Genomic DNA, 22,343 nt, shown 5'->3' with positions numbered 1-22,343 from the left:
TCAGCCTCCTTGGACGGCGGTGAGGACTTCCACGCGGTCGCCCTCGGTGAGGGAGGTGGACGACCACTGCGCGCGCGGGACGACGGTTTCGTTCAGGGCGGCGGCCACCCCGGCCGGTGCCGGGGTGAGGGTCGCGACGAGCGCGTCGAGCGCGGTCCCCGCGGCGATCAGCCGCCGCTCCCCGTTGACGACGATGTTCATACGGGCAGCTCCGTGAGGGCGGTGGCGCCGAAGCGCAGGGGGGTGAAGGGGAGGGCCTCGGCGGGGAGTGCGCCGGTGGTCAGGGCGTGGGCCATCGCGTCGCCGGTCACGGGCGTCAGGAGCACCCCGTTGCGGAAGTGACCGGTGGCCAGCAGCAGCCCGTCCAGTGCGGTCGGGCCGAGCAGCGGCGCGTTGTCGGGCGAGCCGGGGCGCAGCCCCGCGCGGGTCTCGGTGAGCGGCAGCTCGGTGATCCCGGGGACCAACTCGTGTGCGTCGCGCAGCAGTTCGTACACACCGCCCGCCGTCACGGTGGTGTCCCAGCCCAGTTCCTCGCTGGTCGCGCCCACCACGAGCTCGCCGTTCTCGCGCGGCACCAGATAGACGTGGCTGCCACGCACCACGGCCCGCACGGTGCGGTTGAGGAAGGGCGCGTACCGCCGCGGCACGGTCAGCCGCAGTACCTGCCCCTTCACCGGGCGCACCGGCGGCACGACGTCATCGGGGACGCCCCTCAACCGCCCGCTGAGGCTGCCCCCGGCGAGCACCACCTGGCCCGCGAGGAGTTCGGTGCCGTCCGTGGTGACCACTCCGGCGGCCCGGTCCCGTACGACCGTCAGACACTCCGCCCACGTCCGGTGCAGCACCACTCCGGCCCGCTCGCACGCCGTGACCAGGGCTCCCGCCAGGCGCCGCGGGTCGATCTGGTGGTCGCCGTCGACCCGCAGACCCCCGCGCACGCCCGGCGCGAGCATCGGCTCCAGACGGCGGCACTCACGGCCGCTCAGCCACTCCGACTCCAGCCCCGAGCGGACCTGAAGGGCGTGCAGTTCCCGCAGATGGGCGCGGTCGTCGGCGTCCAGCGCGACGGCCAGCGTGCCGCACCGGCGATAGCCGAGGTCCTGGCCGGTCGCCTCGGTCAACTCGGTGGCGAAGTCCGGATAGCGGCGCGCGGAGGCGAGGTTGAGACCCAGCAGGGTCTCCTCGCCGAAGTGGAGTTCGGTGACCGCGGCGAGCATCCCGGCCGCGACCTGGGCGGCCCCGCCGCCCGGCTCCGGGTCCACGAGCGCGGTGGTGAACCCGCGTTGCGCGGCCCGCCAGGCCGTCACCAGACCGATGATTCCGCCCCCGATGACGAGGACGTCCGACGAACGTGCAGACGGCATGGGCGTCCAGCCCCTCCCTTCGCCGGCATGACCCGGATCAGGTTCGTACGGTCGGAGGCCGCCCCAGCCTCCCTCTCAGCCCGGTGCGTCCGGGCTCCCGCGAGTGCTTTACGTTGGCCACCCTAGCCCGCCCCCGACCGTCTCAGTAAGGGAGCATCCGACCATGGCGCGACCCCTCGACGGCCTTGTCCTCGTCCCCGTCGCCGACCAGGCGCCGGGCCAGGTGGGCACCCGCACCCGGTTCGCCTACCACGAGCGCGACGGCACGGTCTGGGCCGACTACACGGGCGGCGACATCGTCCGCGGACACCTCGTGGGCACCCGTGAGGGCGACCGCCTCGACTTCCGCTACGTGCAGCTCATGCACGACGGGACCACCGCCTCGGGCCACTGCGTGTCCCTCGTCGTGGAACTGCCCGACGGCCGCGTGCGACTGGAGGAGACCTGGACCTGGGAGTCACGGGAGGGCACGGGGACGAGCGTGGTGGAAGAGCCGCGCGCGACCGATTGTCGTCCCGCTTCTCATGATGGCCACAACGAGACGTACAACACTCAGGTGACCCTTCAGGTCGAGTACCACGGACGCTTCAGCGAGGCCGGAATCGCAGACTCGGGCAACACCGTGATCGACTGCTGAAGTCCGTTCACCCGTAACGGTCTGCCGGATCGATTCGGTAGGCCGTTTTCGGCTTCGGTCGCACAGATGAAGGTGAGACAGCAGCATGCACGTTCATTTTGAAGCATTAGACCCAGAGAAAATGATCAGGTTCTGGGGCGGCATCCCGGGTTGGGGTGGGTGCAGCGTCGGCGAAGCGGAATCTCCGGCTGTGCTACCGGTCGTCACCGTCCTTGTCGGAACGATCGCCGAACAGGTTGAGACGCTGATCGCCAAGGGCGCCTCTCTCGTGAAACCTCACGATTCCATGCAAGCCCTGATGACGGATCCGGAAGGCAACAGGTTCATGGTGGTGCTCGACCCCGATCACGAAGCATGAATGCCCAAAAGGAGCGGCGTACAGCCGCACGACCCTTGGCAGCTCGCTACGCTCGCGCGGCAACGCCCTGGACTCCGACGGCCGTTGCACCCCTGCGGAAACAACCTCCTTACCGGGCCCTGATCTCTACCGGGGTCCCGAGCGGCTTCGGTCGCTGGCGGGGCCGCTGACGTTAGCGGCCCCTCGGGGGCCGAGACCGGGCCGTCTGTGGGCCGTCCGAGGGTGGCCGACCACGACAGGCAACGACAGACGACGAGCGCTTCATCCCCGGTTACCGGGGCGCCGAGTACCCCATTTGCAGGTAAGCGATGCCTGTCACGTGTCTATGGTGATCAGGTGAGCGAGCAGACGCAGGCACAGTCGCAGGGGCCCACGGTACGGAGGGTCGTCGTGGTGGGCGCGGGCATCGCCGGAGTGCAGACCGCGGTCGCCCTGCGCGAGCAGGGCTTCCCGGGCACCGTCACGCTGATCGGCGCGGAGCCGCATCAGCCGTACGACCGGCCGCCGCTGTCCAAGGCCGTCCTGCTGGGCAAGGCCGAGGGTTCCGCCTTCGACATCGACTTCGAGGCCCTGGACATCGACCTGAGGCTCGGTCGCGAGGCGCTCGGGGTGCGCCCCGACGACCACGAACTGGACACGGCCGCGGGACCCGTCCCGTACGACGTCCTGGTCGTCGCCACCGGCGCCGAGCCGATCCAGCTCCCCGGCGCCGAAGGCGTGCCCGGGGTGCATCTGCTGCGCACCCTCGACGACGCCGACCGGCTGCGTCCCGTCCTCACGCAGCAGCACGACATCGTGGTCGTCGGCGCGGGCTGGATCGGCGCCGAGTTCGCCACGGCCGCCCGCGAGGCGGGCTGCGCGGTCACCGTCGTCGAGGCCGCCGACCGGCCGCTCGCCGGCGCGCTGCCCGCCGAGGTGGCCGCCCCGATGGCCGCCTGGTACGCGGACAGCGGGGCCACGCTGCGCACCCACGCGCGCGTGGAGCGCATCGAGCCGGGCGCGGTGATCCTGGACGACGGCTCCCGGGTGCCCGCGGGCGCCGTCGTGGTCGGGATCGGGGCGCGGCCCGCCACCGCCTGGATCGCCGGCTCCGGCATCGAACTCGGCGCCCACCGCGAGATCGTCGCCGACGACCACCTGCGCACCTCCCTGCCCGACGTCTACGCGGTCGGCGACTGCGCCTCCTTCCCGTCGGGGCGCTACGAGGACCGCCTCCTCGTCCATCACTGGGACAACGCCCTCCAGGGCCCGCGCACCGTCGCCCTGAACATCGTCGGAGCGGCCCCCGCCGCCTACGACCCGGTGCCGTACTTCTGGTCCGAGCAGTTCGGCCGCTTCGTGCAGTACGTCGGCCACCACACGCCCGCCGACACCCTGGTCTGGCGCGGTGACTCCTCGGGCGCCTCCTGGTCGGTGTGCTGGCTCCGCGAGACCCGTCTCGTCGCCCTTCTGGCGGTGGGCCGGCCGAGGGACCTCGCCCAGGGCCGCCGGCTCATCGAAGCGGGCGCACGCATGGATCCGGAGCTGCTCGCGGACCCGTCGAGGCCCCTGAAGGGCGCCACGGCCTGATCCGTCACCCCAGGTCGGACGCCCTTGGCTTCCGACTGTCGGTCCGGGATGGCAGGCTTGTCCCGTGACCGAGATTGACGCAAAGATCGATGCTCTCGTCCCCGCCTGGCTCACCCTCCCCGACATCGCCGAACAGTTCGGCGTCGAGGTGACGCGCGTCCGGCAGCTGGTCAAGGACGGCCAGCTGATCGCCGTACGCCGTGGTGAGAACCGCGCGCTGCACATCCCCGCCGAGTTCATCGACGCGGACGAGCAGAAGGTCGTCAAGGGCCTGGCCGGGACCCTGACGCTCCTGAGGGACGACGGCTTCTCCGACGAAGAGGCCCTCGAATGGCTCTTCACCCCCGACCCGAGCCTGCCCGGCACCCCCGCGCAGGCTCTGAGCGAGAATCGCGGCACGGAGGTGAAGCGCCGCGCCCAGGCGCTCGCCGTCTGACCTGAACGCGACCGTCCGGCACGGGGAGCGCGGCGGCCGGGACCATCCCGGCCGCCGCGCTCGCCGCGCACCGACCCACGGGGGATCCACGCATGCCCGAGAACGCCGCCACGACCGCGCGGGGCCGGCTCGCCGACGCCCGCGTCTACCTGTGCACCGACGCCCGCAGGCGTCAGGGCGACCTCGCCGAGTTCCTCGACGCGGTCCTCGCGGGCGGCGTCGACATCGTGCAGCTGCGCGACAAGGGCATGGAGGCGGGGGAGGAGCTGGAACACCTCCAGGTCCTCGCGGACGCCTGCGCCCGGCACGGCAAGCTCCTCGCCGTCAACGACCGGGCGGACGTGGCCCACGCGGTCCGCGCCGACGTACTGCACCTGGGGCAGGGGGACCTCCCGGTTCCCGCGGCCCGCGCGATCCTCGGCGACGAGGTGCTCATCGGCCGTTCCACACACGCCGAACACGAGGCCGCGGCCGCCGCGGTCCAGGAGGGCGTGGACTACTTCTGCACCGGCCCCTGCTGGCCCACCCCCACCAAGCCCGGCCGCCACGCACCCGGCCTCGGCCTGGTCCGCAGCACGGCTGCCCTCGGCACCGACCGTCCCTGGTTCGCGATCGGCGGCATCGACCTCGGCCGGCTCGACGAGGTGCTCGAAGCGGGCGCCCGCCGGGTCGTCGTCGTACGGGCGATCACCGAGGCGGACGACCCGGGCGCGGCGGCGGCGGAGTTCGCGAAGCGACTGCGGACGGCGTAGCTCCGTGCGGTCCGCCCGCGAGGAGCGTTCCGGCACGGCCGCCCTCCGCGGGTGTCCGCCGCCGTGCGCGGCTGTCCGCACGTACCGTCGGGCGCCCGCGGGTGTCCGCCGGTGTCCGAGGGGTGGACAAGAAGTCGACAGATCGGACAAATGGCAGCGGTTCGGTTGGGGGACCGACGCCCTCTGACTAACCTGCGAGTATGGCCCTCGGATCTGCTTCCACCAGGACTGATCGCGCACGCACCGTGCGCGACATGCTCGCGACCGGCAAACAGACCTTTTCCTTCGAGTTCTCGGCGCCGAAGACCCCCAAGGGCGAGCGGAACCTGTGGAACGCCCTGCGGCGGGTCGAGGCCGTGGCGCCCGACTTCGTCTCGGTGACCTACGGAGCCGGCGGCTCCACCCGGGCCGGCACGGTCAAGGAGACCGAGCAGATCGTCCTCGACACGACCCTCACCCCGGTCGCGCACCTCACCGCGGTCAACCACTCCATCGCCGAACTGCGCAACATCATCGGGCAGTACGCGGACGCGGGCATCCGCAACATGCTCGCCGTGCGCGGCGACCCGCCCGGCGACCCCATGGGCGAGTGGGTCCCCCACCCCAAGGGGCTGACCTACGCGGCCGAACTCGTGCACCTCATCAAGGAGTCCGGCGATTTCTGCGTCGGGGTCGCGGCCTTCCCGGAGATGCACCCCAGGTCCACCACATGGGACCTGGACGTCTCCCACTTCGTCGACAAGTGCCGGGCCGGCGCCGACTACGCCATCACGCAGATGTTCTTCCAGCCGGAGTCCTACCTCCGCCTGCGGGACCGCGTCGACGCGGCGGGCTGCGCGACACCGGTCATCCCGGAGGTCATGCCGGTGACGAGTGTGAAGATGTTGGAACGGCTGCCCAAACTCTCGAATGCTTCGTTCCCGGACGTCCTGAAAGAGCGGATCCTCACAGTCAAAGACGATCCGGCGGCTGTACGCTCCATTGGGATCGAGTTCGCGACGGAGTTCTGTGCGAGGCTGCTGGCCGAGGGAGTCCCCGGACTGCACTTCATCACGTTGAACAACTCCACGGCGACGCTGGAAATCTACGAGAATCTGGGCCTGCACCACCCGCAGCAGGCCTAGACCGGTCGCACCCACGTACGACACACTGCGTAGCGGCCACTGGGAGAGGGGCGTACATGGGCTTGACGGTCCTCTATCTGGCATTCGGCATCGTCGCACTGTGGCTGCTCGGCGAGGTGCTGTTGCAGTACAAGGCGCGGCTGCGGTTCCGGCTGCTCGCGTTCGTCGGCTTCCTCGGTGTGGTTCTCGGCGTCCTGATGCACTCGGTCGTGGTCATCGGCCTGGGCGCGGCCGCCTTCACGGTCGGCCAGACGTATGTGACGCTGTCGTTCCGCCAGGGCTTCGCCCAGGGCTGGGCCATCAACGGCCGCTCCGCGCCCGCCAAGCCCAGCAAGCGCCGCCGTGGCGAGCCGGAGGACCCGGAGAGCGACGACCTGTCGGCCGAGGGCTCCGACCTCGACGCGGTCGAGGAGGCGGCCTACCGCCGCGACGACTCGTACGCCAACGCCGAGGACGACGTCTTCACGCCCGCCGCGTCCGACCGGTTCATGCCCCCGGAGCCGGCCGAGCCCGCGGCCGCCGAGTCCACCTCGGTGTACGAACCGCAGCCCCTGCCCGAGGACACCGGCTCCTACGGCGTCTACAACGGCGCCGCCTACGCCGGCGCCAACGACCAGTCCTACGCCGGCGCGTCCCCCTCCCAGGACCAGCAGGCCTACGCGACGGGCCAGGACCAGCAGGCCTACGCGGCCGACGGCCAGGGCCAGCAGGCCTACGCGTACGACGGCTACACCGGTTACGACCAGCAACAGCAACAGCAACAGCAACAGCAACAGCAACAGCAGTACGGCTACGACAACAGCCAGCAGCAGTACGCCGCCTACTCGGACCCGTACATCGGCCAGCAGACGTACACGGGCACCTCGTACGACAACACCGGCTACAGCGGCGGCGACCAGCAGTACGCGCAGCAACAGCAGAACTACGGCCAGGACCAGTACGCCACCGGCACGTACGGCGGCGAGACCCCGGCCGGCGGCGTCTGGGTGCCGCAGCAGCGCACCGACGAGTACGGCGCCGAGATCCCGCCCGAGCAGCAGCAGTACCCGTACCAGGGCAACAGCCAGGGCAACGGTCAGGGCAACGGCAACGCCGGGTACGACGAGCAGTACCGCTACTGACCTGCCGGTCGGCGGCCGACGGCCTCCGCGCACCGCTGTCCCCCGTACCCGATTCCCAGGCGCCCACGGCAACCGGCCCACCGGCGCGTCGTGCCCTGCCGCCGGTTCGTGCCCCGGCCGCCGCCGCTGCCCGCCGGGCCGCTCACTGCGAGCCCTGGAACTCCGGTCCTTCCACGATCAGCCCGGCCACCAGCGCGCCCGACATGCCCGCGTGCGCCAGACCGCCGCCCGGGTGCGCCCATCCCCCGGCCACGAAGAGCCCGGGTATCCGCGTGCTGTTCGACGGGTGCAGCAGCCGTCCGTCCGCCGCGGCCAGCGCGGGGGCGGGGACCGCGCCGCCCGCCGCACCGGTCGCCCCCGCGATGTCGGCCGGAGTGCGAACCTCGTGCCACAGGAGCCGGTCGCGAAGCCCGGGCAGGGCACGTTCGGCGGTGTCCAGGACCCGGTCGACGTCCGCCTCGGCCACCCGAGCGCCCGACGGCACCGTGACGGTCAGCGTGACCGCCTCGTGCTCCGCGTCCGGTACGAGCGCGGGGTCGTCGGGGCGTGACACCACGACGGTGGGCGCCGCGGGCACCCCGGGGCGCTCGCCGAAGAGCCGGTCCAGCTCGCCGTCGCGGTCGAGCGTGTGGACCACCGTCCTGTGCGCCACCCCGGAAGGGCGCCCGCCGCGCAGCGCGAGCAGCACGGTCAGCCTGCTGGACGCCCCGGGCTGCGGCGGGACCTCGTCACCGCCCCGGAGCACCGCCCCGGGGAGGAGGCCGCCCAGGACGCCGGGTGCCACGCCCGCGACCACGAAGTCCGCCTCCGCGAACGCGCCTCCCCCGGATCCGGCCGGCCCGGGTCCGTCCTCGGGGCCGGAGGGCCCGGAGCCGCCCCCGGACAGCTCCACACCGACGACCCGGCCGTCCTCCTCGACGATCCGCTCGACGGCGGTGGAGAAGCGGAACTCGACCTTGCGCTCCACGCACCGCTCGTACACCGCGCGGGCCAGCTCCCGGATGCCGCCGCGCACGTACCAGGTGCCGAAGGCGTGCTCCATGTACGGCAGCACGGCGGCGCTCGCCGGGGTGACGCGCGGGTCCAGCCCGTACGCCAGGGCGTGGCTCTCCAGGAGAGCCGTCAGACGCGCGTCGCGCAGCTCCCAGGCGGCGACCTCGGCGAGGGTGCCTGCCAGGCGGGTGCGCAGCAGCTTCTTGTGCGGCACCGAGGGATACGGCTCACGCTCGGCCAGCACCGCCCAGTTGGGCCACAGCGGCTCCTCCAGGAGCGGTCTGCGCGAGCGGTCCCACGCCTCGCGGGCCCGCACCAGGAAGTCGCCCCACCGTGCTCCCGCGTCTCCGCCGAGCGCCTCGTCCAGCGCGGTGAGCACACCCGCGCGCGAGGCGTTCGGAAGGGACACCCGCGTGCCGTCGGCGAAGACATGGGCGGTCGACGGATCGACCTGTATCAGCTCGACGCACTCCTCCAGCGGCCGCTTTCCCGTCTTGACGAACAGGTCGCGGTAGACCGCGGGCACGGGCAGCAGCCCCGGGCCCGTGTCGAAGGCGAAGCCGTCCCGCTCGAAGCGGCGCACCGCGCCGCCGTACGTCTCCGTCCGCTCGTACACCACCACCCGGTGGCCCGCGACGGCCAGCCGGGCGGCGGCCGCCATCGCGCTCATCCCGGCGCCGATCACCGCAATCCGTCCCATGCCGCGACTTTATCGGCCCCCACCGACAGTCCCGTCCCTGAGGTCGGGAAGGTCGGGAAGCCCTCCCTGGAGGTGAGGGCGGTCAGGTCCCCGAGGGTCGGTCAGCCGCGGTCGGCCCGCGGCGCGTGGCCCGGCGGCGGCGTGTGGCCGGGCGGTGGCGCGTGGCCGGGCGGTGGCGCGTGGCCGGGCGGTGGCACCGCCGTCGTGGACATCCGCCGCTCCTGCCGGCGCCGCGCCCGGCGGCGCAGAAACCGTCTGATCCGCGAGACGAGGAAGTAGAGCAATCCGAGCCCGGTGAACAGCAGGACACCGGCGACGACCGCCGCGGCCACGGGATGGAACATCGCCAGCGTGAGGACGCCCGCGACGCCGAGATCCTCGGCGGTGCTCATCACGAGATTGCTGAACGGCTCAGGCGAGGTGTTGATCGCCATCCGTGTGCCGGCCTTGACCGTGTGGCTCGCCAGCGCCGTCGAGCCGCCGATCAGGCCGGCTGTCAGATCCGAGACCGAGCCGCTCTGTCCGGCGAGCAGCGCCCCGACCCACGCGCCCGCCGCCGGCCGGATCACGGTGTGCACGGAGTCCCACACCGAGTCGACGTACGGGATCTTGTCGGCGACCGCCTCGCAGAGGAACAGAACGCCGACTGTGACCAGGATCTCAGGGCGTTGCAGGGCCTCGGGGACCTCGTCGCTCAGCCCGGTCGCGCCGAAGAGACCGAGAAGCAGCACCACCGCGTACGCGTTGATGCCGCTGGCCCAGCCGCTGGTGAAGACCAGGGGGAGTACGGACACGGGGGCGATCGTAGCCAGTTCGCGACGGGGCGTCCTGGGTCTGAGCGCGTATGCCTGAGTATCCGTACCTACAGGGTGAGATGAGTAGCCGCACGGATGGGTCCGACCTGCGCGAACGACAGAGTGGAGACACGGAGAGGGGCGCGGCTCCGGCACCGCCGACACGGGGCGGCGGAACGGAACTCGCGCCCTTGGCCGCTCCTTCCGCCGACGCGCTCGGCGGGAGTGAGGCACGGGGGAACCCGGGGGACGACCGAACGGGGGCCCAACGCGGGGTACGGGGGAGCACGACGAAGCGCCGGCACGGACGGCCCGCGGGGGACGCGGCTGTCCGGACCGGCGCTTTCGTGTTCGCAACGCCCGCGCCCGGTGCGATGGGAGGTCCGGGGAGCCGGGCGCCGCGGTCGCCGCCCCGGCTCAGCCGTGGCCGCTCACACGCCCCTGGAGGAGCCGGGACAGCGCCGCGTGGACGTCGTCCAGGGAGCGTTCCGGCTGGAAGGCCTGCCAGTCCAGGGCCGCCACCAGGACCATCCCGACCAGCGCCGCCGCCGTCAGCGGGATGTCGATCTCGTCGCTGAGTTCCCCGCCCGCCACCGCGTCGCGCAGAACGCCCTCGACGACCGCCACCGCCTGCTGCCGCACCACCATCAGCGTGGACTGCCAGGCCCGGTTGGTGCGCCAGAGCTCCGCCACGTACAGCTGGGTGAACGCCGGATAGCGGTTGATGAAGACGAGCCCGGCCCGGATCATCGCGTCCAGCGCGTCGACGTTGCTGCCGCCGTCCCTGGCGGTCTGCTCCGCCGCCTCCCGCAGCGAGGCGGTGAGGAGCCCCACGCCGTGCCGCAGCAGCTCTTCGAAGAGGACCGATTTGCTCGCGAAGTTGTAGTAGACCGTGCCCTTCGCGACCCCGGCCCGCTCGGCGATCTCGTCCACCGTGGTGGCGGAGAAGCCCTGTTCGGCGATCAGGGTGACGGCCGCTTCGTAGAGTTTCTGCCGGGTCGCCTCGCGGCGGCCGCCGCCGCCCGCCGTGGTGCTGCTGCTTTCCATGGCTCCGATTGTCACAGGAGCACCCGCGCGCGCGGTCACAGGCTCAGGTCCGGGTGCAGCCGGTCGAGGGTCCACACCTGCCTGCGGCGCGCCGTCAGGGCGGTGAGCGCGAGGGCGCCCACCGTGAAGGCCGTCAGGACGGCGCACGCCGTCCGCACCGGCTCCAGGCCGCCGCCGGTGATGAGTCTCCGGAGAGCCTCGACGACGTAACTCATCGGCAGGAAGGGGTGGATCGCGTTGAAGAAGCCCGGACTGGTCTGGACGGGGTAGGTGCCGCCCGCCGACGTGAGCTGGAGCATCAGGAAGGCCAGGACGAGGATCCGGCCCGCCGCTCCGAAGCGCGCGTTCAGCCACTGCACGATCGCCGCGAAGCAGGCCGCCACCAGGAACAGGAAGCCCACCGTTCCGGCCGCCCGGGTCATCTGGAGGCCGATCGCCCAGTGCAGCACCGCCATCAGGGCGGCCGTCTGGAACACACCGACGACGGCGACCGGCAGCCAGCCCGCCAGCGCGATGCGCCACGCCGAGGCGCCAGCGGCGAGCGCGCGCCGGTTCAGCGGCTGGATCAGCATGTACGCCACCATCGCGCCGACCCACAGGGACAACGGGATGAAGTACGGGGCGAATCCGGTGCCGTAGTTGGGCGCCTTGTGCAGGTCCCTGGAGGCCATCTGCACCGGGTCGGCCATGACCTGGGTGCGCAGGTCGCGGTCGGGCTTGTCGTAGTCGGGGATCCGCCCGGCGCCGTCGTGCAGGCCGCCCGCCAGCTTCCCGGAGCCGCCGACGAGCTTGTACAGTCCGCCGTCGAGGTCGGTCGCGCCGGTCTTCAGCCGGCCCACGCCCTTGTCAAGGCCGGCCGCGCCGGTGCTGGTGGTGCCGAGACCGGAGTGCAGCCGCTTCGCGCCCCGGGCGACCGCGGTGGCCCCCTCGTTCAACTTGTCGATCCTGGAGACGGCGTCGTCGAGGTCCTCGGAGAGCCGCGGCGAGCGGTCGGCGAGGGCGCGCGCCTGCTTCTCCAGCGTCGCCAGGCTCTTGTCCAGCCTGCCGAGATCGCCGTCCTGGTCGCCGATCAGCGCGTTCACGTCGTCGGCGACCGCGACGACGTCGGAAGCCGCCTCCTTGGCCTTCCTCAGTTCGGGACACGCCGGGTCGGGGACCGGCAGGTTCTCGCACCGGTCGCGGTGGACGGTGTTCAGCGCGTCGGACGCGGCGTGCGCGCCCTTGGCGGCGGCCGGAGCCGTCTTCACCAGGGTGTCGAGGTTGTGGCGGATCCCCGCGGCCGAGTCCGCGACCAGCCGGGCCGTGTCACCGATCGACTTCTCGTTGTCCTTGAGGAAGGGGCCCGCCTTCTTTGCGACCCCGTCGACCTCGGCGGCCAGCGCCCTGGTGCCGTCCGCGACCTGGCGTGAACCGTCCTCCAGGTCAGCCGCGCCGGTGGTGAGCTTCCGCAGCCCCCCGGAGAGCTTTCCGCTGCCCTTCTTGGCCTCCTTCAGACCGTCCACGAGGTCCTTGGAGCCCTTCTTCGCCGTGCCGAGACCGCTGCTGAGCCGGTCGGCGCCCTCGGCCGCCCGCACGGTCTTCCCGTGGATGTCCGAGAACGAGACGAAGATCTTGTCGAGGAACGAACGCGAGGCCTTCGTGGACGCGGCCGTCCGCACCTCGCTGAACACCGTGCGGGAGATCTGCCCGACGATGTAGTTGTTCGCGTCGTTGGTCCGCACCTGGAGCGCGCTCGTCTCGGGGGACGCCCCGGAGCTGGACGCGATCCTCTCGCTGAAGTCGCCCGGCATGGTCAGCGACAGGTAGTACGTGCCGTCCTCCACACCGCGGTGGGCCTCGGCGGAGCTCACCTCGTGCCACTCGAAGGTGCCGCTGTCGCGCAGCCCCTCGGTGATGGTGTCCCCGAGGGTGACCTTCCGGCCGTCGGTTGTCGCCCCCTTGTCGTCGTTCACCAGCGCCACGGGGATGCGGTCGAGACGGCCGTACGGGTCCCAGAACGACCACAGATACAGGGCGCCGTACAGCAGGGGCAGCAGCAGGAGCGCCACCAGCGCGGCACGCGGGAGTTTGCCCCGGCCGAAGCGACGGAGTTCGAGAAAGGCCAGTTCAGACGAGCGCATCGGCCGTCTCCTTGCCGTGCTTCCCGCTGTCGCTGTCGCTGTCGCTGTCGCTGTCGCTGTCGCTGTCGGGGTCGGGGCTGGGGTCGGGGTCCTGGCCCTCGGCGGTCTTCGACGTGTCGCACGGTGCGGTGGACACGACGACGGCGCCCTCCGGAGCCTCGCTGCACACCGCCACGACCGTGGTGCCGGACGCGGCGAGAGACGCCAACAGGGCCCAGACCTCGGCCCGTTCGGCGTCCGAGAGCTTGAGGTCGGTGTCGTCGACCCCGAGCAGCCGTGGGCGCCCGATCAGGGCCAGCGCGAGGGAAAGCCGCAGCGCTTCGAGCCGTTCCAGATCGCGTACGGCGGTTCTCGGCCCCTTGGGCAGCGTCCGCGGGTCGAGTCCGGCGGCTGCCAACGCGGCGTCGATCCGGAGCCCGGTCTCGCTCACGCGCTCGCCGCGAGGCCGCAGCAGAGCGCGCAGTGAACCCCCGAACCGCCGCTGCAGCAGGGCCCGTTCCCGCAGGTGCTCCCCGACGGTCAGGGCGGGGTCGAGGTCCGTGACCCCGGGCACGTGGGCGAGCGCGCTCGCCCGGCGCACGGCGGCCATCTGCCTGGGCAGCCCCGACGAACCCACGGCCGCCGTCCCCTCGGTGGCCTTCATCCGGCCCGTGAGGGCGAGCAGCAGGCACGTGCGGCCGGAACCGGACGGCCCCTCGATCGCGATGAGCGATCCGGGCTCCGCGTCGAGACGGACCCCGCGGAACGCCCACCCGCGGGGCCCCTCGAGTCCGAAGTCCTCGGCCGTGACGCCCAGTCCGTGCGGACCGTCCACAGCTCCCCCATCCCCTGAAACACCATCGGACTGCTTTTGAACTGACTGGTCAGTGCAAAAACTATCCCGAACCTTCGATCGAAGCAAAAGCGCAGGTCAGAACGGATTGTCAGTGGCATACCGCACGATGGGCACATACGGCCACAGTGCCGTCACACGACGACAGGAGGTTCGTCATGGCCAGCTCGTCCGCAGCCGCCGCCCGTCGGCGCCGCGCCACCGGCCCTGCCCCCTCACCGACCGGACCGGCGGGCGACGTGCACCCCGTGCTCCGCCGGGCCACGGCCCCGCCCGCCGCCCTCGACCTGCTCTCCCAGGCCCGCGCCGGACTCGACGAGGCGACGGCTCTGGAAACCGCCAACGAGCGGTACGCGACAGCCCATTTGGCCGCCCTGCGCACCGCCGCCGCCGTCCTCGCGGCGCGCGCCCGCCCGGAGCCCGCCTCCCGGCGCAGGGCCCGTATCCGCAGCGCCTGGGAAGTCCTCCCCGAGATCGCCCCCGAACTCACCGAGTGGAGCGCGCTGTTCGCCTCCGGGGCCACCCGCCGTGCCCGCGCGGAGGCGGGCATCCAGGGAGCCGCCACCACCCGCGACGCCGACGACCTGATACGCGACGTCGCCATGTTCCTGCGCCTTGTCGAGCGGATGCTGGTGCTGCAGCCCGTGCTGCCCCAGCCCCGGCAGGACGGGGGCCGGGACATGGCGGACAGGGGGGTTCCGGACGCGGGTTGACCGACGGGGGAGCCCGGGGCGGAACCCGGGCCGACAGCGGCCCGGCGTCCGTCGGGCATCCGCTCCTCACCTGATCCGGCGCACGGTTGTCGGGCGATCCGGTACCCGCTCGTCCCATGATCCGGCGCACGTGAGACGGAGGCTCGGTGACGGCGGCGGAGGCAATAGGGTGGACGCGCCTGCTGCCTCCCCTCCGGGAGGCCCGAAGACCGCTCCGCCGTTCACCAGGCGGTGCCGCACCGAGGAGTCAACTGCCGTGTCGGACCCGATGCGCCCCCGCGCTTCTCTCCGTACCGCCGTGGTCTGGGAGGTCCTCAAGGACGCCCTGGACCGCCGGGTCAAGACCGCCGGGCGGGAGTCGCTCGACGTACTGGACACAGGCGGCGGCAGCGGCAACTTCGCCGTGCCCGTGGCCCGCCTCGGGCACCGTGTCACCGTCGTCGACCCCAGCCCGAACGCGCTGTTCGCGCTGGAGCGCCGCGCCGCCGAGGCAGGCGTCGCCGACCGCGTGCAAGGCGTCCAGGGCGACGCGCACGGCCTGTTCGACGTGGTCGAGCGCGGCCACTACGACGCCGTGCTCTGCCACGGCGTCCTGGAGTACCTCGACGAACCCGCGGAAGGCGTCCGCAACGTGGTGGACGCGCTGCGGCCCGAGGGCGTGCTCAGCCTCCTGGCCGCCGGCCAGGGCGGAGCCGTGCTGGCCCGCGCCCTCGCCGGGCACTTCAAGGAGGCCCGGCACGCGCTCGACGACCCGGACGGACGCTGGGGCGAGGGTGATCCTGTTCCGCACCGGTTCACCGCCGAACAGCTCACCTCCCTGGTCGCGGGCGCGGGCCTGCACGTCGCCGCCGTGCACGGCGTACGGGTCTTCGCGGACCTCGTGCCGGGGGTCCTGGTGGACACCGAGCCGGGTGCCCTGGAGGCCCTCCTGAAGCTGGAGGCGGCGGCGGCCGAGCTCTCCGCGTTCCACTCCGTGGCCACACAGCTCCATGTGCTCGGTGAGGCCCGAGGGGCTGCCGAGGACTGAGCTGCTCCCGTGGTGCGCCGCTGATCAGGGGCTCGGCAGCAGATGGAGTACGCCACAGACCACCCGATCGAGTGCTCGGCGCCGTATGATCGGGGGAGACCGTCCGGCATGACGGACCGTTCGCTGGGGAATGCACGCCTCAGCGCATCGGGGTGCCATGACGGGTTCCGGTTGGCGAATTGGCGTAGAGGGGCGGGTTTCACGGGGGCGATTCCCTGCCTATCCTGAAGGGGACCCCCGGTCGCCCCGGCGACTGCACGATGAGGAGGACTCCGTGCCGCTCTCGGAGCACGAGCAGCGAATGCTCGAGCAGATGGAGCGAGCGCTGTACGCCGAAGATCCCAAGTTCGCGACAGCGCTTGAGGGAAGCGGGCTGCGTACGTACACCCGGCGACGGGTTTACCAGGCGGTCGCGGGCTTCCTGGTGGGTATCGCGCTCCTCATGGCTGGAATGGTCGCAGTTCAGATCTGGCTGAGCGTTGTGGGCTTCCTCGTCATGCTGGGCTGTGCGGTGCTTGCCGTCACCGGTTGGCGCAAAGCTCCCAAGCCGGGTGAACAGCCGGCCGCGTCGGGCTCGCCCGCCGCTCGCCGTCAGGTCCGGCAACGCCGTTCCGTAATGGATCGAATCGAACAGCGCTGGCAGCGTCGTCGCGACGAACAGGGCGGTAACTGAGCCTCCGGCGTCGCAGCCGCAGACATACGCATGAGGGGGCGTCCACCCGGATCAGGGTGGACGCCCCCTCACGCGTACGCGCGGTCGGACAGCCGCCGCGTACCCGGCCACGGGCCGGCGTCGGGCCGGCCCGCGTCAGGATGGCCCCGGGCCGCCCGGGGCCTGCGTCCGGCCGGCCCCGGGCGGCCCAGCTCTCGCCGGGTCACCTGGGCCGTTGGCGCTCAGGCATGGGCCGGCGCCCGGTGCCCGGCCGTCAGCCGTTCTGGCTCGACGGGCGGTGGAACAGGGACTGCCGACGAGCCGACAGGCGTGTTCTCAGGGTTGTCATGAAGGCCGACGCCGCCCAGATCACCCGGACGGCCGAACGAGGGGCGAGAAGAGCACGCAGCCGGGCGGGATGGCTCGCGGAGATCCAGAAGGCCTGCCCGACACGGCGCGCGTCGTTCGCGAGGCCCGCCTCCGGCCTGGGGTGCGGAGCGTAGAGAACCTGCTCCACGGCCGCTGCCAGCCGGTGCACGGAGACCGCGGCCAGTGGATCCAGGTGCCCCAGCGCGACGATCCGCTCGGCGGCCTTCCTCGGCGTCTGCGACTCCTCCGGCACGATCCCGTAGTCCCACGCCGAATCGGTCACCTCCAGCCAGGCCCCCAGCGTGTACGCCGCCACGTCCGCCTCGGTGCGGCCGTGGCCGCCGAGCCGGACGGCCCGTACCCGCAGCCGCCACAGCATGGGCAGCAGCAGCGGCAGCAGCACCACTCCCACGACCAGGAGCACGGCCAGCGTCAGCCAGACGGCCGAGGACCAGAACCCGCCGTCGTCCTGGGGGCCTACCGCCACCGCCGAGGACTGGCTGGGACAGGCCGCCATCCTCCGCAGCTGAGCCGAGCAGGTCTCGCCGGCCGACGGCGCCGTGGAGGGCGCCGCGGACGTCGAGAACGACGGCTTCGGCGCGGCCGGCACGTCGTTGCCCGGCGTTTTCGTCTGCGTGTACGACGGCACCGTGCCCCGGCTCGGGGTCGGCTCGAAGCGCGTCCAGCCCACGCCCTCGAAGTACAGCTCGGGCCAGGCGTGCGCGTCCCGCAGACCCACCGACATCGAACCGTCGGCCTGCGGAGTCCCGGGCGTGAAGCCGACCGCCACGCGGGCCGGAATGCCGAGCGTCCGCGCCATCGAGGCCATCGCGAAGGAGAAGTGGACGCAGAAGCCTTCCTTGTCCTTCAGGAAGTTCGCGATCGCCGTCGAGCCGCTGCCGGCCTGCACCTGGGTGTTGTACCGGAAGTTGCCGCTGACGGCGAAGTAGTCCTGGAGCTTGACCGCCTGTTCGTAGCGGTTGGCCGAGCCCGCCGTGACCTTGCGGGCCGTGGCCGCCACCACCGCGGGCAACGACTCCGGAACCTTGGTGTACTCGCGCTTCATGGCCGGCGAGGGCTCCGGGGCGTTCGCCAGCTGCTGCGCGGTCGGCTCCACCATCAGGCTCGTGACCTGGTACCGCACACCGCGCGTGTTCTGTCCGTGGTCCCCGACGAGGGTGCGCCCCACGGGCTCGTAGCGCCAGCTCCCGTTGATGTTCACCTTGCTGGCCGGATACGGCATCGGCAGCCAGTCCTGCGCGTACCAGTCGGCCGCCGCGATACTGGTCTGGATCGTCGCCCGCCTGACCTGGCCGGAGAGACCGATCGGCGCCGGGAACGTCTTCGGCACGTCCACGATGTGGCGCTGGGCGGGCTTCCACGCCGTCCCGTCGAAGTCGTCAAGCGAGACGATCCGCAGATACAGGTCCTGCGTCTGCGCCGTGTTGGTGCGGTACGTCATGACCGTGCGGTCCTCGTCCACGTTCAGACTGTCGCGGAGCGAGACCAGCGGGTTCACCGCGGAGATCGTGCCGCCGCCCCCCGTGCCGTTGCCGAGACCGCGCCCGCCGCCCAGCAGGCCGGCACCGAGCGAGGGCATGACGAACGGCACGAACAGGGCGACGACCAGCGCGACCGCGCCGATCCGCCACCCGGTGCTGACGGGCGCGACGGCGCCGCCCGCGGACTCCGGTCCGGACGCGCGGGCCGCTCCGCCGGAGCCGCCGAAAACGCGGCCCCACTGCGCGAGCCGGTCCCGGCCCTCGGCCAGCAGCAGCATCAGATAACCGGTGGCCGCGAGCAGGAACCACAGCCAGCCCACGCCGTCGTTGGAGAGGCCCGCGGCGACCGAGTACAGGGCGAGCAGCGGAAGGCCGGCGGGCGCTGCGCTGCGGTAGGTCACCGCGAGGGTGTCCACCGCGAGCCCGATCACCAGGACACCGCCGACCACCATCAGCCGGATCCCGTCCGACAGCGGGGCCGGAATCGAGTATCTGCCCACGTCGTCGGTGCCCGCCTGGAGCAGGTCCGAGAAGTGCTGGAAGGCCTCGGGCCCGGGGACGATCCCGGCGACGGCCTGGTCGTGGGCGAAGACCAGCGTCAGCAGCATCAGCGTCACCAGCGCCTGCGCCGCCACGGTCAGCGGCCGGGCCAGCGGAACCCGCCGGGTCAGCGCGCCCACACCGGTCTGTACGGCCAGCAGGAACCACGCCTGGAAGATCCATGTCGCCGGGCTCACCAGCGGCAACAGCGCGCAGGACGTCATCATCGTGGCCGCCGCCGCGCACAACGCCAGTCGGGCTCGCCCGCTCATACGCCACCACCCCCCGCGGTAGTCCCCGTCGACGCCACGTGCGTGCGCTGGCGGTCCGCCTCGCGCCACAGGTCGGCGAGCGACGCCCCCCGCGGCACCGTCACGGCGGTCCAGCCCGCCTCGCGCAGCATGCGCAGCCGGTCCACGCTCCTGTCCAACGGGCCCGGCACCTCGGTCGGTTCCCGCACCCAGGACTCACTGTCCAGCAGAAACGCGACGGCGCCCCCGCTGCGCTGACGCATCCTGCCGAGCACCGTCGCCTGCTCCTCGTCGAGATCGCCGAGGAAGGCGATCAGCAGTCCCTCGTTGCCGCCGCGCAGCACGTCGTAGGCCCGGGACAGGCCCGTGCCGTCCGAGTGGTCGATGACGGCGAGCGTGTCCATCATCATCCCGGCGGCGTCCGCCGACTCCTGACTGGCGCCCGCGAACCCGTCGGCGCCCTCGCCGGGCACCGAGGTGCCGGTGTCCGTCAGAAGGCGGACCGAGAAGCCGCGTTCGAACATGTGCACAAGCGTCGACGCCGTGCCCGAGACGGCCCACTCGAAGGCCGAATCGGGGCCCGCGCCCTGGAAGGCGATGCCCCGGGTGTCGAGCAGCACGGTGCAGCGGGAGCGCTGGGGCTGTTCCTCGCGGCGGACCATCAGCTCGCCGTAACGGGCGGTCAGCCGCCAGTGCACGCGGCGCAGGTCGTCGCCGTAGCGGTACCCGCGCGGAATGATGTCGTCCTCGCCGGCCAGGGCCAGCGAGCGCTGCCGTCCGTCGCCGTATCCCTTCGCCTCGCCGGTCAGCCGCACCGGCGGCAGCGCCTCCACGCGCGGGATGACCGTCAGGGTGTCGTACGTCGAGAAGGCGCGGGTCAGCTCGCACATGCCGAACGGGTCGGTCAGCCGCAGCTGCAGCGGGCCCAGCGGATAGCGGCCGCGCAGGTCCGAGCGGACCCGGTAGGACACCTCGCGGCGGCCGCCCGCCTCCACCCGGTCCAGCACGAAGCGGGGGCGCGGACCGAGGACGTACGGAACCTTGTCCTGGAGCATCAGCAGGCCGGTGGGCAGCCGCGAGATGTTGTCCATGCGCAGATGCACGCGGGCCTCGGAGCCGGCGGGTACCCGCCCGGGGGAGAGCCTGCGGCTGCCCGCGACCCGGTAGCGGGTGCGGTACAGCACGGTCGCGCAGAGCAGCGGCACGATCGCGAGGAGCAGGCCGACCCGGAGCAGGTCGCTCTGTCCCAGGACGTACGCGCAGATCATGGCGGCCACACCGGCGGCCAGGAACGAGCGACCGCGTGTGGTGAGCCCGGCGAGCGCGGTGCGCAGCCCGCCCTTGTCCCCCTCGGCGGTGTGCCCCGTGCTCGCCTGCGTCATCACAGCCTCCGGGGCGGCTGCTGACCGAACGTGGGCGCGCCCCGGCCCATCGAGAGGCCGGACTGCTGGGGCGCGGCGGGCACCGGGGTGCGCTGGATGATCTCCTGGACGACCTGCTCGGCCGTGCGGCGGTTCAACTGCGCCTGGGCCGTGGGCAGCAGGCGGTGGGCCAGGACCGCGACGGCGAGCGCCTGCACATCGTCCGGCAGCGCGAATTCCCGGCCGCTGAGAGCGGCGGACGCCTTCGCCGCGCGCAGCAGATGGAGCGTGGCACGCGGCGAGGCGCCGAGTCTGAGGTCGGGGTGGGTGCGCGTGGCGGCCACCAGTTCCACCGCGTAGCGGCGCACCGGGTCGGCGACGTGGACCGTGCGGACCGCGTCGATCAGTTTCACGATGTCGTGGGCGTGGGCGACCGGCTGGAGGTCGTCGAGCGGGTTCACCCCGCCGTGGATGTCCAGCATCTGCAGTTCGGCTTCCGCGCTGGGGTAGCCGATGGAGACACGGGCCATGAAGCGGTCGCGCTGGGCCTCGGGCAGCGGGTAGGTGCCCTCCATCTCGACCGGGTTCTGGGTGGCCACCACCATGAACGGGCTGGGCAGTTCGTAGGTCTGCCCGTCGATGGTGACCTGCCGCTCCTCCATCGACTCCAGGAGCGCGGACTGCGTCTTGGGCGAGGCGCGGTTGATCTCGTCGCCGATCACGATCTGCGCGAAGATCGCGCCCGGCTTGAACTCGAAGTCCCGGCGCTGCTGGTCCCAGATGGACACCCCCGTGATGTCCGAGGGCAGCAGGTCCGGCGTGAACTGAATGCGCCGCACCGAACAGTCGATGGACCGTGCCAGCGCCTTGGCGAGCATGGTCTTGCCGACGCCCGGGACATCCTCGATCAGAAGATGACCCTCGGCGAGCAGCACGGTCAGCGAAAGCCGTACGACCTCAGGCTTGCCTTCGATCACTCCTTCCACCGAACTGCGGACACGCTCCGCAGTGGCGGTCAGATCTGTAAGGCTCGCTCGATCGTCATAGGTCGTCACCCGGCCCTCCTCGGCCCGTTCGGGCCGACGCCCTGTGCGGACCGGCCCACCCCGAAACACGGACACCACGCGCGAAAGGTTCCGCGTGACGCCACACCCGCATTCTTGTTGCCGTTACCGGTTCGTGTCATCCGCCTGTGGACAAGTGGCCGCGATATGTCAGTTCTTACGGCTCTTTGGGCACCGGGCTGCCGGGGTTTTTTGTGAAGAGAGGGTCCCACGAGCTGCGGAGGGCCTGCGACCGGGGGGTCCGACGGGGCCGGTCAGGAGGGGTCTATCTCCCGCAGCAGTCCGGTCGTGACGTCGAAGACGAAGCCGCGCACGTCGTCGGTGTGCACCAGGAACGGGGAGGTGCGCACGCGCTGCATCGACTGCCGTACGTCCTGTTCGACGTCCCGGAAGGCCTCGACCGCCCACGCGGGGCGCTGGCCGACCTCCATCTCCAGGTCGTGCCGGAAGTCCTCGGTGAGGGACTCCAGGCCGCAGCCGGTGTGGTGGATGAGGACCACGCTGCGGGTGCCGAGCGCCCGCTGGCTGATGGTGAGGGAGCGGATCACGTCGTCGGTGACCACACCGCCGGCGTTGCGGATGGTGTGGCAGTCACCCAGTTCCAGGCCGAGCGCGGAGTGCAGGTCGAGCCGGGCGTCCATGCACGCGACCACCGCGACCCGCAGCACGGGGCGGGCGTCCATCCCCGGGTCGGTGAAAGCGGCGGCGTATCTCTCGTTCGCGCCGACGAGACGGTCGGTAACCGTGCCCTCCGCCGCTATGGCGCCTTCGGGTTCGGTGGGAACAGATGCGGAAGTCGTCATACCCATGACGGTACTGGTCACGTATGACGCGGTCCTGCTGTGGGAGGGGACAAAGAATGTCATCGCGGCTTGTTGTGAGGTAATCCACACGGGCGGTGACGACGTGCCCGTTCGGGTGATTCTTCCGGATCCGCGGCTTCGGTCCGAGCGTCGTCCGCGACGCGCATGCCGGTTGATTGACCGCGAGACACCGTGGACTAAAGTGACGCGAAGC

General features: G+C 71.9%; 20 protein-coding genes, 1 pseudogene and 1 riboswitch. Of the genes and pseudogenes, 10 read left to right on the top strand and 11 right to left on the bottom strand.

All coding sequences use genetic code 11. The annotated features are described in order from the left end of the window. Both thiS and thiO read right to left on the bottom strand, forming a co-directional pair. The gene (gene thiS, locus ACIQRL_RS01950; RefSeq protein WP_401325727.1) at nucleotides 1-201 is read right to left on the bottom strand and encodes a sulfur carrier protein ThiS; all 201 of its coding nucleotides are present in this window, start codon (nucleotides 199-201) and stop codon (nucleotides 1-3) included. Next, entirely contained in the window at nucleotides 198-1,364 is a 1,167-nt protein-coding gene (gene thiO, locus ACIQRL_RS01945) for a glycine oxidase ThiO (protein ID WP_401325724.1), read from the bottom strand. Before thiO ends, thiS begins: the two co-directional genes overlap by 4 nt. Then, a riboswitch (TPP riboswitch) is annotated at nucleotides 1,362-1,475 on the bottom strand. (Overlaps the previous gene by 3 nt.) A 52-nt stretch (nucleotides 1,476-1,527) precedes the next feature. On the opposite strand from thiO, the pseudogene ACIQRL_RS01940 reads away from it, so the two are divergent. From ACIQRL_RS01940 to ACIQRL_RS01910, 7 genes and pseudogenes are all read left to right on the top strand, one after another. Beyond that, nucleotides 1,528-1,869: pseudogene (locus tag ACIQRL_RS01940) on the top strand (hypothetical protein); the annotation flags it as partial. Nucleotides 1,870-2,086: 217 nt separating this feature from the next. Next, nucleotides 2,087-2,359, top strand: a complete 273-nt coding sequence (locus tag ACIQRL_RS01935; protein WP_401325721.1) for a VOC family protein — start codon at nucleotides 2,087-2,089, stop codon at nucleotides 2,357-2,359. A 336-nt stretch (nucleotides 2,360-2,695) separates the two neighbouring features. Continuing rightward, the gene (locus tag ACIQRL_RS01930; protein WP_401325718.1) at nucleotides 2,696-3,928 is read left to right on the top strand and encodes an NAD(P)/FAD-dependent oxidoreductase; all 1,233 of its coding nucleotides are present in this window, start codon (nucleotides 2,696-2,698) and stop codon (nucleotides 3,926-3,928) included. A 64-nt stretch (nucleotides 3,929-3,992) separates the two neighbouring features. Further along, nucleotides 3,993-4,364 (top strand): Rv2175c family DNA-binding protein, encoded by a 372-nt coding sequence (locus ACIQRL_RS01925; RefSeq protein ID WP_401325716.1) that lies wholly within the window; start codon nucleotides 3,993-3,995, stop codon nucleotides 4,362-4,364. A 92-nt stretch (nucleotides 4,365-4,456) separates the two neighbouring features. Then, nucleotides 4,457-5,116: a thiamine phosphate synthase gene (gene thiE, locus ACIQRL_RS01920; RefSeq protein ID WP_401325714.1), complete on the top strand. Its 660-nt coding sequence runs from the start codon at nucleotides 4,457-4,459 to the stop codon at nucleotides 5,114-5,116. Nucleotides 5,117-5,316: 200 nt separating this feature from the next. Beyond that, nucleotides 5,317-6,240: a methylenetetrahydrofolate reductase [NAD(P)H] gene (metF, locus tag ACIQRL_RS01915; RefSeq protein ID WP_401325712.1), complete on the top strand. Its 924-nt coding sequence runs from the start codon at nucleotides 5,317-5,319 to the stop codon at nucleotides 6,238-6,240. A gap of 56 nt (nucleotides 6,241-6,296) precedes the next feature. Beyond that, nucleotides 6,297-7,361: a hypothetical protein gene (locus ACIQRL_RS01910; RefSeq protein WP_401325709.1), complete on the top strand. Its 1,065-nt coding sequence runs from the start codon at nucleotides 6,297-6,299 to the stop codon at nucleotides 7,359-7,361. Nucleotides 7,362-7,503: 142 nt separating this feature from the next. Here the strand turns inward: ACIQRL_RS01910 and ACIQRL_RS01905 are convergent, their stop codons facing one another. The 5 genes from ACIQRL_RS01905 to ACIQRL_RS01885 all read right to left on the bottom strand — a co-directional run bounded on the left by ACIQRL_RS01905 (nucleotide 7,504) and on the right by ACIQRL_RS01885 (nucleotide 13,829). Further along, nucleotides 7,504-9,054 (bottom strand): phytoene desaturase family protein, encoded by a 1,551-nt coding sequence (locus ACIQRL_RS01905; RefSeq protein WP_401325707.1) that lies wholly within the window; start codon nucleotides 9,052-9,054, stop codon nucleotides 7,504-7,506. A gap of 101 nt (nucleotides 9,055-9,155) precedes the next feature. Further along, entirely contained in the window at nucleotides 9,156-9,848 is a 693-nt protein-coding gene (locus ACIQRL_RS01900; RefSeq protein WP_401325704.1) for a DUF4126 domain-containing protein, read from the bottom strand. 417 nt (nucleotides 9,849-10,265) lie between these two features. Continuing rightward, nucleotides 10,266-10,895: a TetR/AcrR family transcriptional regulator gene (locus ACIQRL_RS01895; RefSeq protein ID WP_401325701.1), complete on the bottom strand. Its 630-nt coding sequence runs from the start codon at nucleotides 10,893-10,895 to the stop codon at nucleotides 10,266-10,268. Between the two features lie 35 nt (nucleotides 10,896-10,930). After that, nucleotides 10,931-13,015, bottom strand: coding sequence for a YhgE/Pip family protein (locus ACIQRL_RS01890; protein WP_401325698.1), 2,085 nt, complete (start codon nucleotides 13,013-13,015; stop codon nucleotides 10,931-10,933). Then, on the bottom strand, nucleotides 13,002-13,829 hold the full coding sequence (locus ACIQRL_RS01885; protein WP_401325695.1) for an ATP-binding cassette domain-containing protein: 828 nt from the start codon (nucleotides 13,827-13,829) through the stop codon (nucleotides 13,002-13,004). Before ACIQRL_RS01885 ends, ACIQRL_RS01890 begins: the two co-directional genes overlap by 14 nt. A 176-nt stretch (nucleotides 13,830-14,005) precedes the next feature. On the opposite strand from ACIQRL_RS01885, the gene ACIQRL_RS01880 reads away from it, so the two are divergent. From ACIQRL_RS01880 to ACIQRL_RS01870, 3 genes are all read left to right on the top strand, one after another. Further along, nucleotides 14,006-14,560, top strand: a complete 555-nt coding sequence (locus tag ACIQRL_RS01880) for an SAV_6107 family HEPN domain-containing protein (protein WP_401325692.1) — start codon at nucleotides 14,006-14,008, stop codon at nucleotides 14,558-14,560. A 256-nt stretch (nucleotides 14,561-14,816) separates the two neighbouring features. Next, nucleotides 14,817-15,587, top strand: coding sequence for a methyltransferase (locus ACIQRL_RS01875; protein WP_401325689.1), 771 nt, complete (start codon nucleotides 14,817-14,819; stop codon nucleotides 15,585-15,587). A gap of 274 nt (nucleotides 15,588-15,861) precedes the next feature. Then, nucleotides 15,862-16,260: a DUF3040 domain-containing protein gene (locus ACIQRL_RS01870; RefSeq protein ID WP_401325686.1), complete on the top strand. Its 399-nt coding sequence runs from the start codon at nucleotides 15,862-15,864 to the stop codon at nucleotides 16,258-16,260. A 253-nt stretch (nucleotides 16,261-16,513) separates the two neighbouring features. Here the strand turns inward: ACIQRL_RS01870 and ACIQRL_RS01865 are convergent, their stop codons facing one another. The 4 genes from ACIQRL_RS01865 to ACIQRL_RS01850 all read right to left on the bottom strand — a co-directional run bounded on the left by ACIQRL_RS01865 (nucleotide 16,514) and on the right by ACIQRL_RS01850 (nucleotide 22,129). Further along, entirely contained in the window at nucleotides 16,514-18,922 is a 2,409-nt protein-coding gene (locus ACIQRL_RS01865; protein ID WP_401325684.1) for a DUF3488 and DUF4129 domain-containing transglutaminase family protein, read from the bottom strand. Beyond that, nucleotides 18,919-20,283, bottom strand: a complete 1,365-nt coding sequence (locus tag ACIQRL_RS01860) for a DUF58 domain-containing protein (RefSeq protein WP_401325681.1) — start codon at nucleotides 20,281-20,283, stop codon at nucleotides 18,919-18,921. The genes ACIQRL_RS01865 and ACIQRL_RS01860 overlap by 4 nt, the downstream gene beginning before the upstream one ends. Then, entirely contained in the window at nucleotides 20,283-21,317 is a 1,035-nt protein-coding gene (locus ACIQRL_RS01855; RefSeq protein WP_401325678.1) for an AAA family ATPase, read from the bottom strand. The genes ACIQRL_RS01860 and ACIQRL_RS01855 overlap by 1 nt, the downstream gene beginning before the upstream one ends. A gap of 263 nt (nucleotides 21,318-21,580) precedes the next feature. After that, nucleotides 21,581-22,129 (bottom strand): beta-class carbonic anhydrase, encoded by a 549-nt coding sequence (locus ACIQRL_RS01850; protein WP_401325677.1) that lies wholly within the window; start codon nucleotides 22,127-22,129, stop codon nucleotides 21,581-21,583. Between the last annotated feature and the right edge of the window lie 214 nt (nucleotides 22,130-22,343).

Origin of the sequence: Streptomyces sp. NPDC091209 (assembly GCF_044757755.1) — a bacterium.
Taxonomy (GTDB): Bacteria; Actinomycetota; Actinomycetes; order Streptomycetales; family Streptomycetaceae; genus Streptomyces.
Note: the sequence above shows the minus strand (reverse complement) of the source record. Positions and strands in the feature narration are given on the sequence as shown.

What these genes read in the sequence shown, in the direction of transcription:
- ACIQRL_RS01905 (WP_401325707.1), bottom strand. Translation starts at nt 9,054, where the DNA reads ATGGGACGGATTGCGGTGATCGGCGCCGGGATGAGCGCGATGGCGGCC.
- ACIQRL_RS01880 (WP_401325692.1), top strand. Translation starts at nt 14,006, where the DNA reads ATGGCCAGCTCGTCCGCAGCCGCCGCCCGTCGGCGCCGCGCCACCGGC.
- ACIQRL_RS01910 (WP_401325709.1), top strand. Translation starts at nt 6,297, where the DNA reads ATGGGCTTGACGGTCCTCTATCTGGCATTCGGCATCGTCGCACTGTGG.
- ACIQRL_RS01865 (WP_401325684.1), bottom strand. Translation starts at nt 18,922, where the DNA reads ATGAGCGGGCGAGCCCGACTGGCGTTGTGCGCGGCGGCGGCCACGATG.
- ACIQRL_RS01935 (WP_401325721.1), top strand. Translation starts at nt 2,087, where the DNA reads ATGCACGTTCATTTTGAAGCATTAGACCCAGAGAAAATGATCAGGTTC.
- ACIQRL_RS01895 (WP_401325701.1), bottom strand. Translation starts at nt 10,895, where the DNA reads ATGGAAAGCAGCAGCACCACGGCGGGCGGCGGCGGCCGCCGCGAGGCG.
- thiO (WP_401325724.1), bottom strand. Translation starts at nt 1,364, where the DNA reads ATGCCGTCTGCACGTTCGTCGGACGTCCTCGTCATCGGGGGCGGAATC.
- thiE (WP_401325714.1), top strand. Translation starts at nt 4,457, where the DNA reads ATGCCCGAGAACGCCGCCACGACCGCGCGGGGCCGGCTCGCCGACGCC.
- ACIQRL_RS01890 (WP_401325698.1), bottom strand. Translation starts at nt 13,015, where the DNA reads ATGCGCTCGTCTGAACTGGCCTTTCTCGAACTCCGTCGCTTCGGCCGG.
- thiS (WP_401325727.1), bottom strand. Translation starts at nt 201, where the DNA reads ATGAACATCGTCGTCAACGGGGAGCGGCGGCTGATCGCCGCGGGGACC.
- ACIQRL_RS01850 (WP_401325677.1), bottom strand. Translation starts at nt 22,129, where the DNA reads ATGACGACTTCCGCATCTGTTCCCACCGAACCCGAAGGCGCCATAGCG.
- metF (WP_401325712.1), top strand. Translation starts at nt 5,317, where the DNA reads ATGGCCCTCGGATCTGCTTCCACCAGGACTGATCGCGCACGCACCGTG.
- ACIQRL_RS01860 (WP_401325681.1), bottom strand. Translation starts at nt 20,283, where the DNA reads ATGACGCAGGCGAGCACGGGGCACACCGCCGAGGGGGACAAGGGCGGG.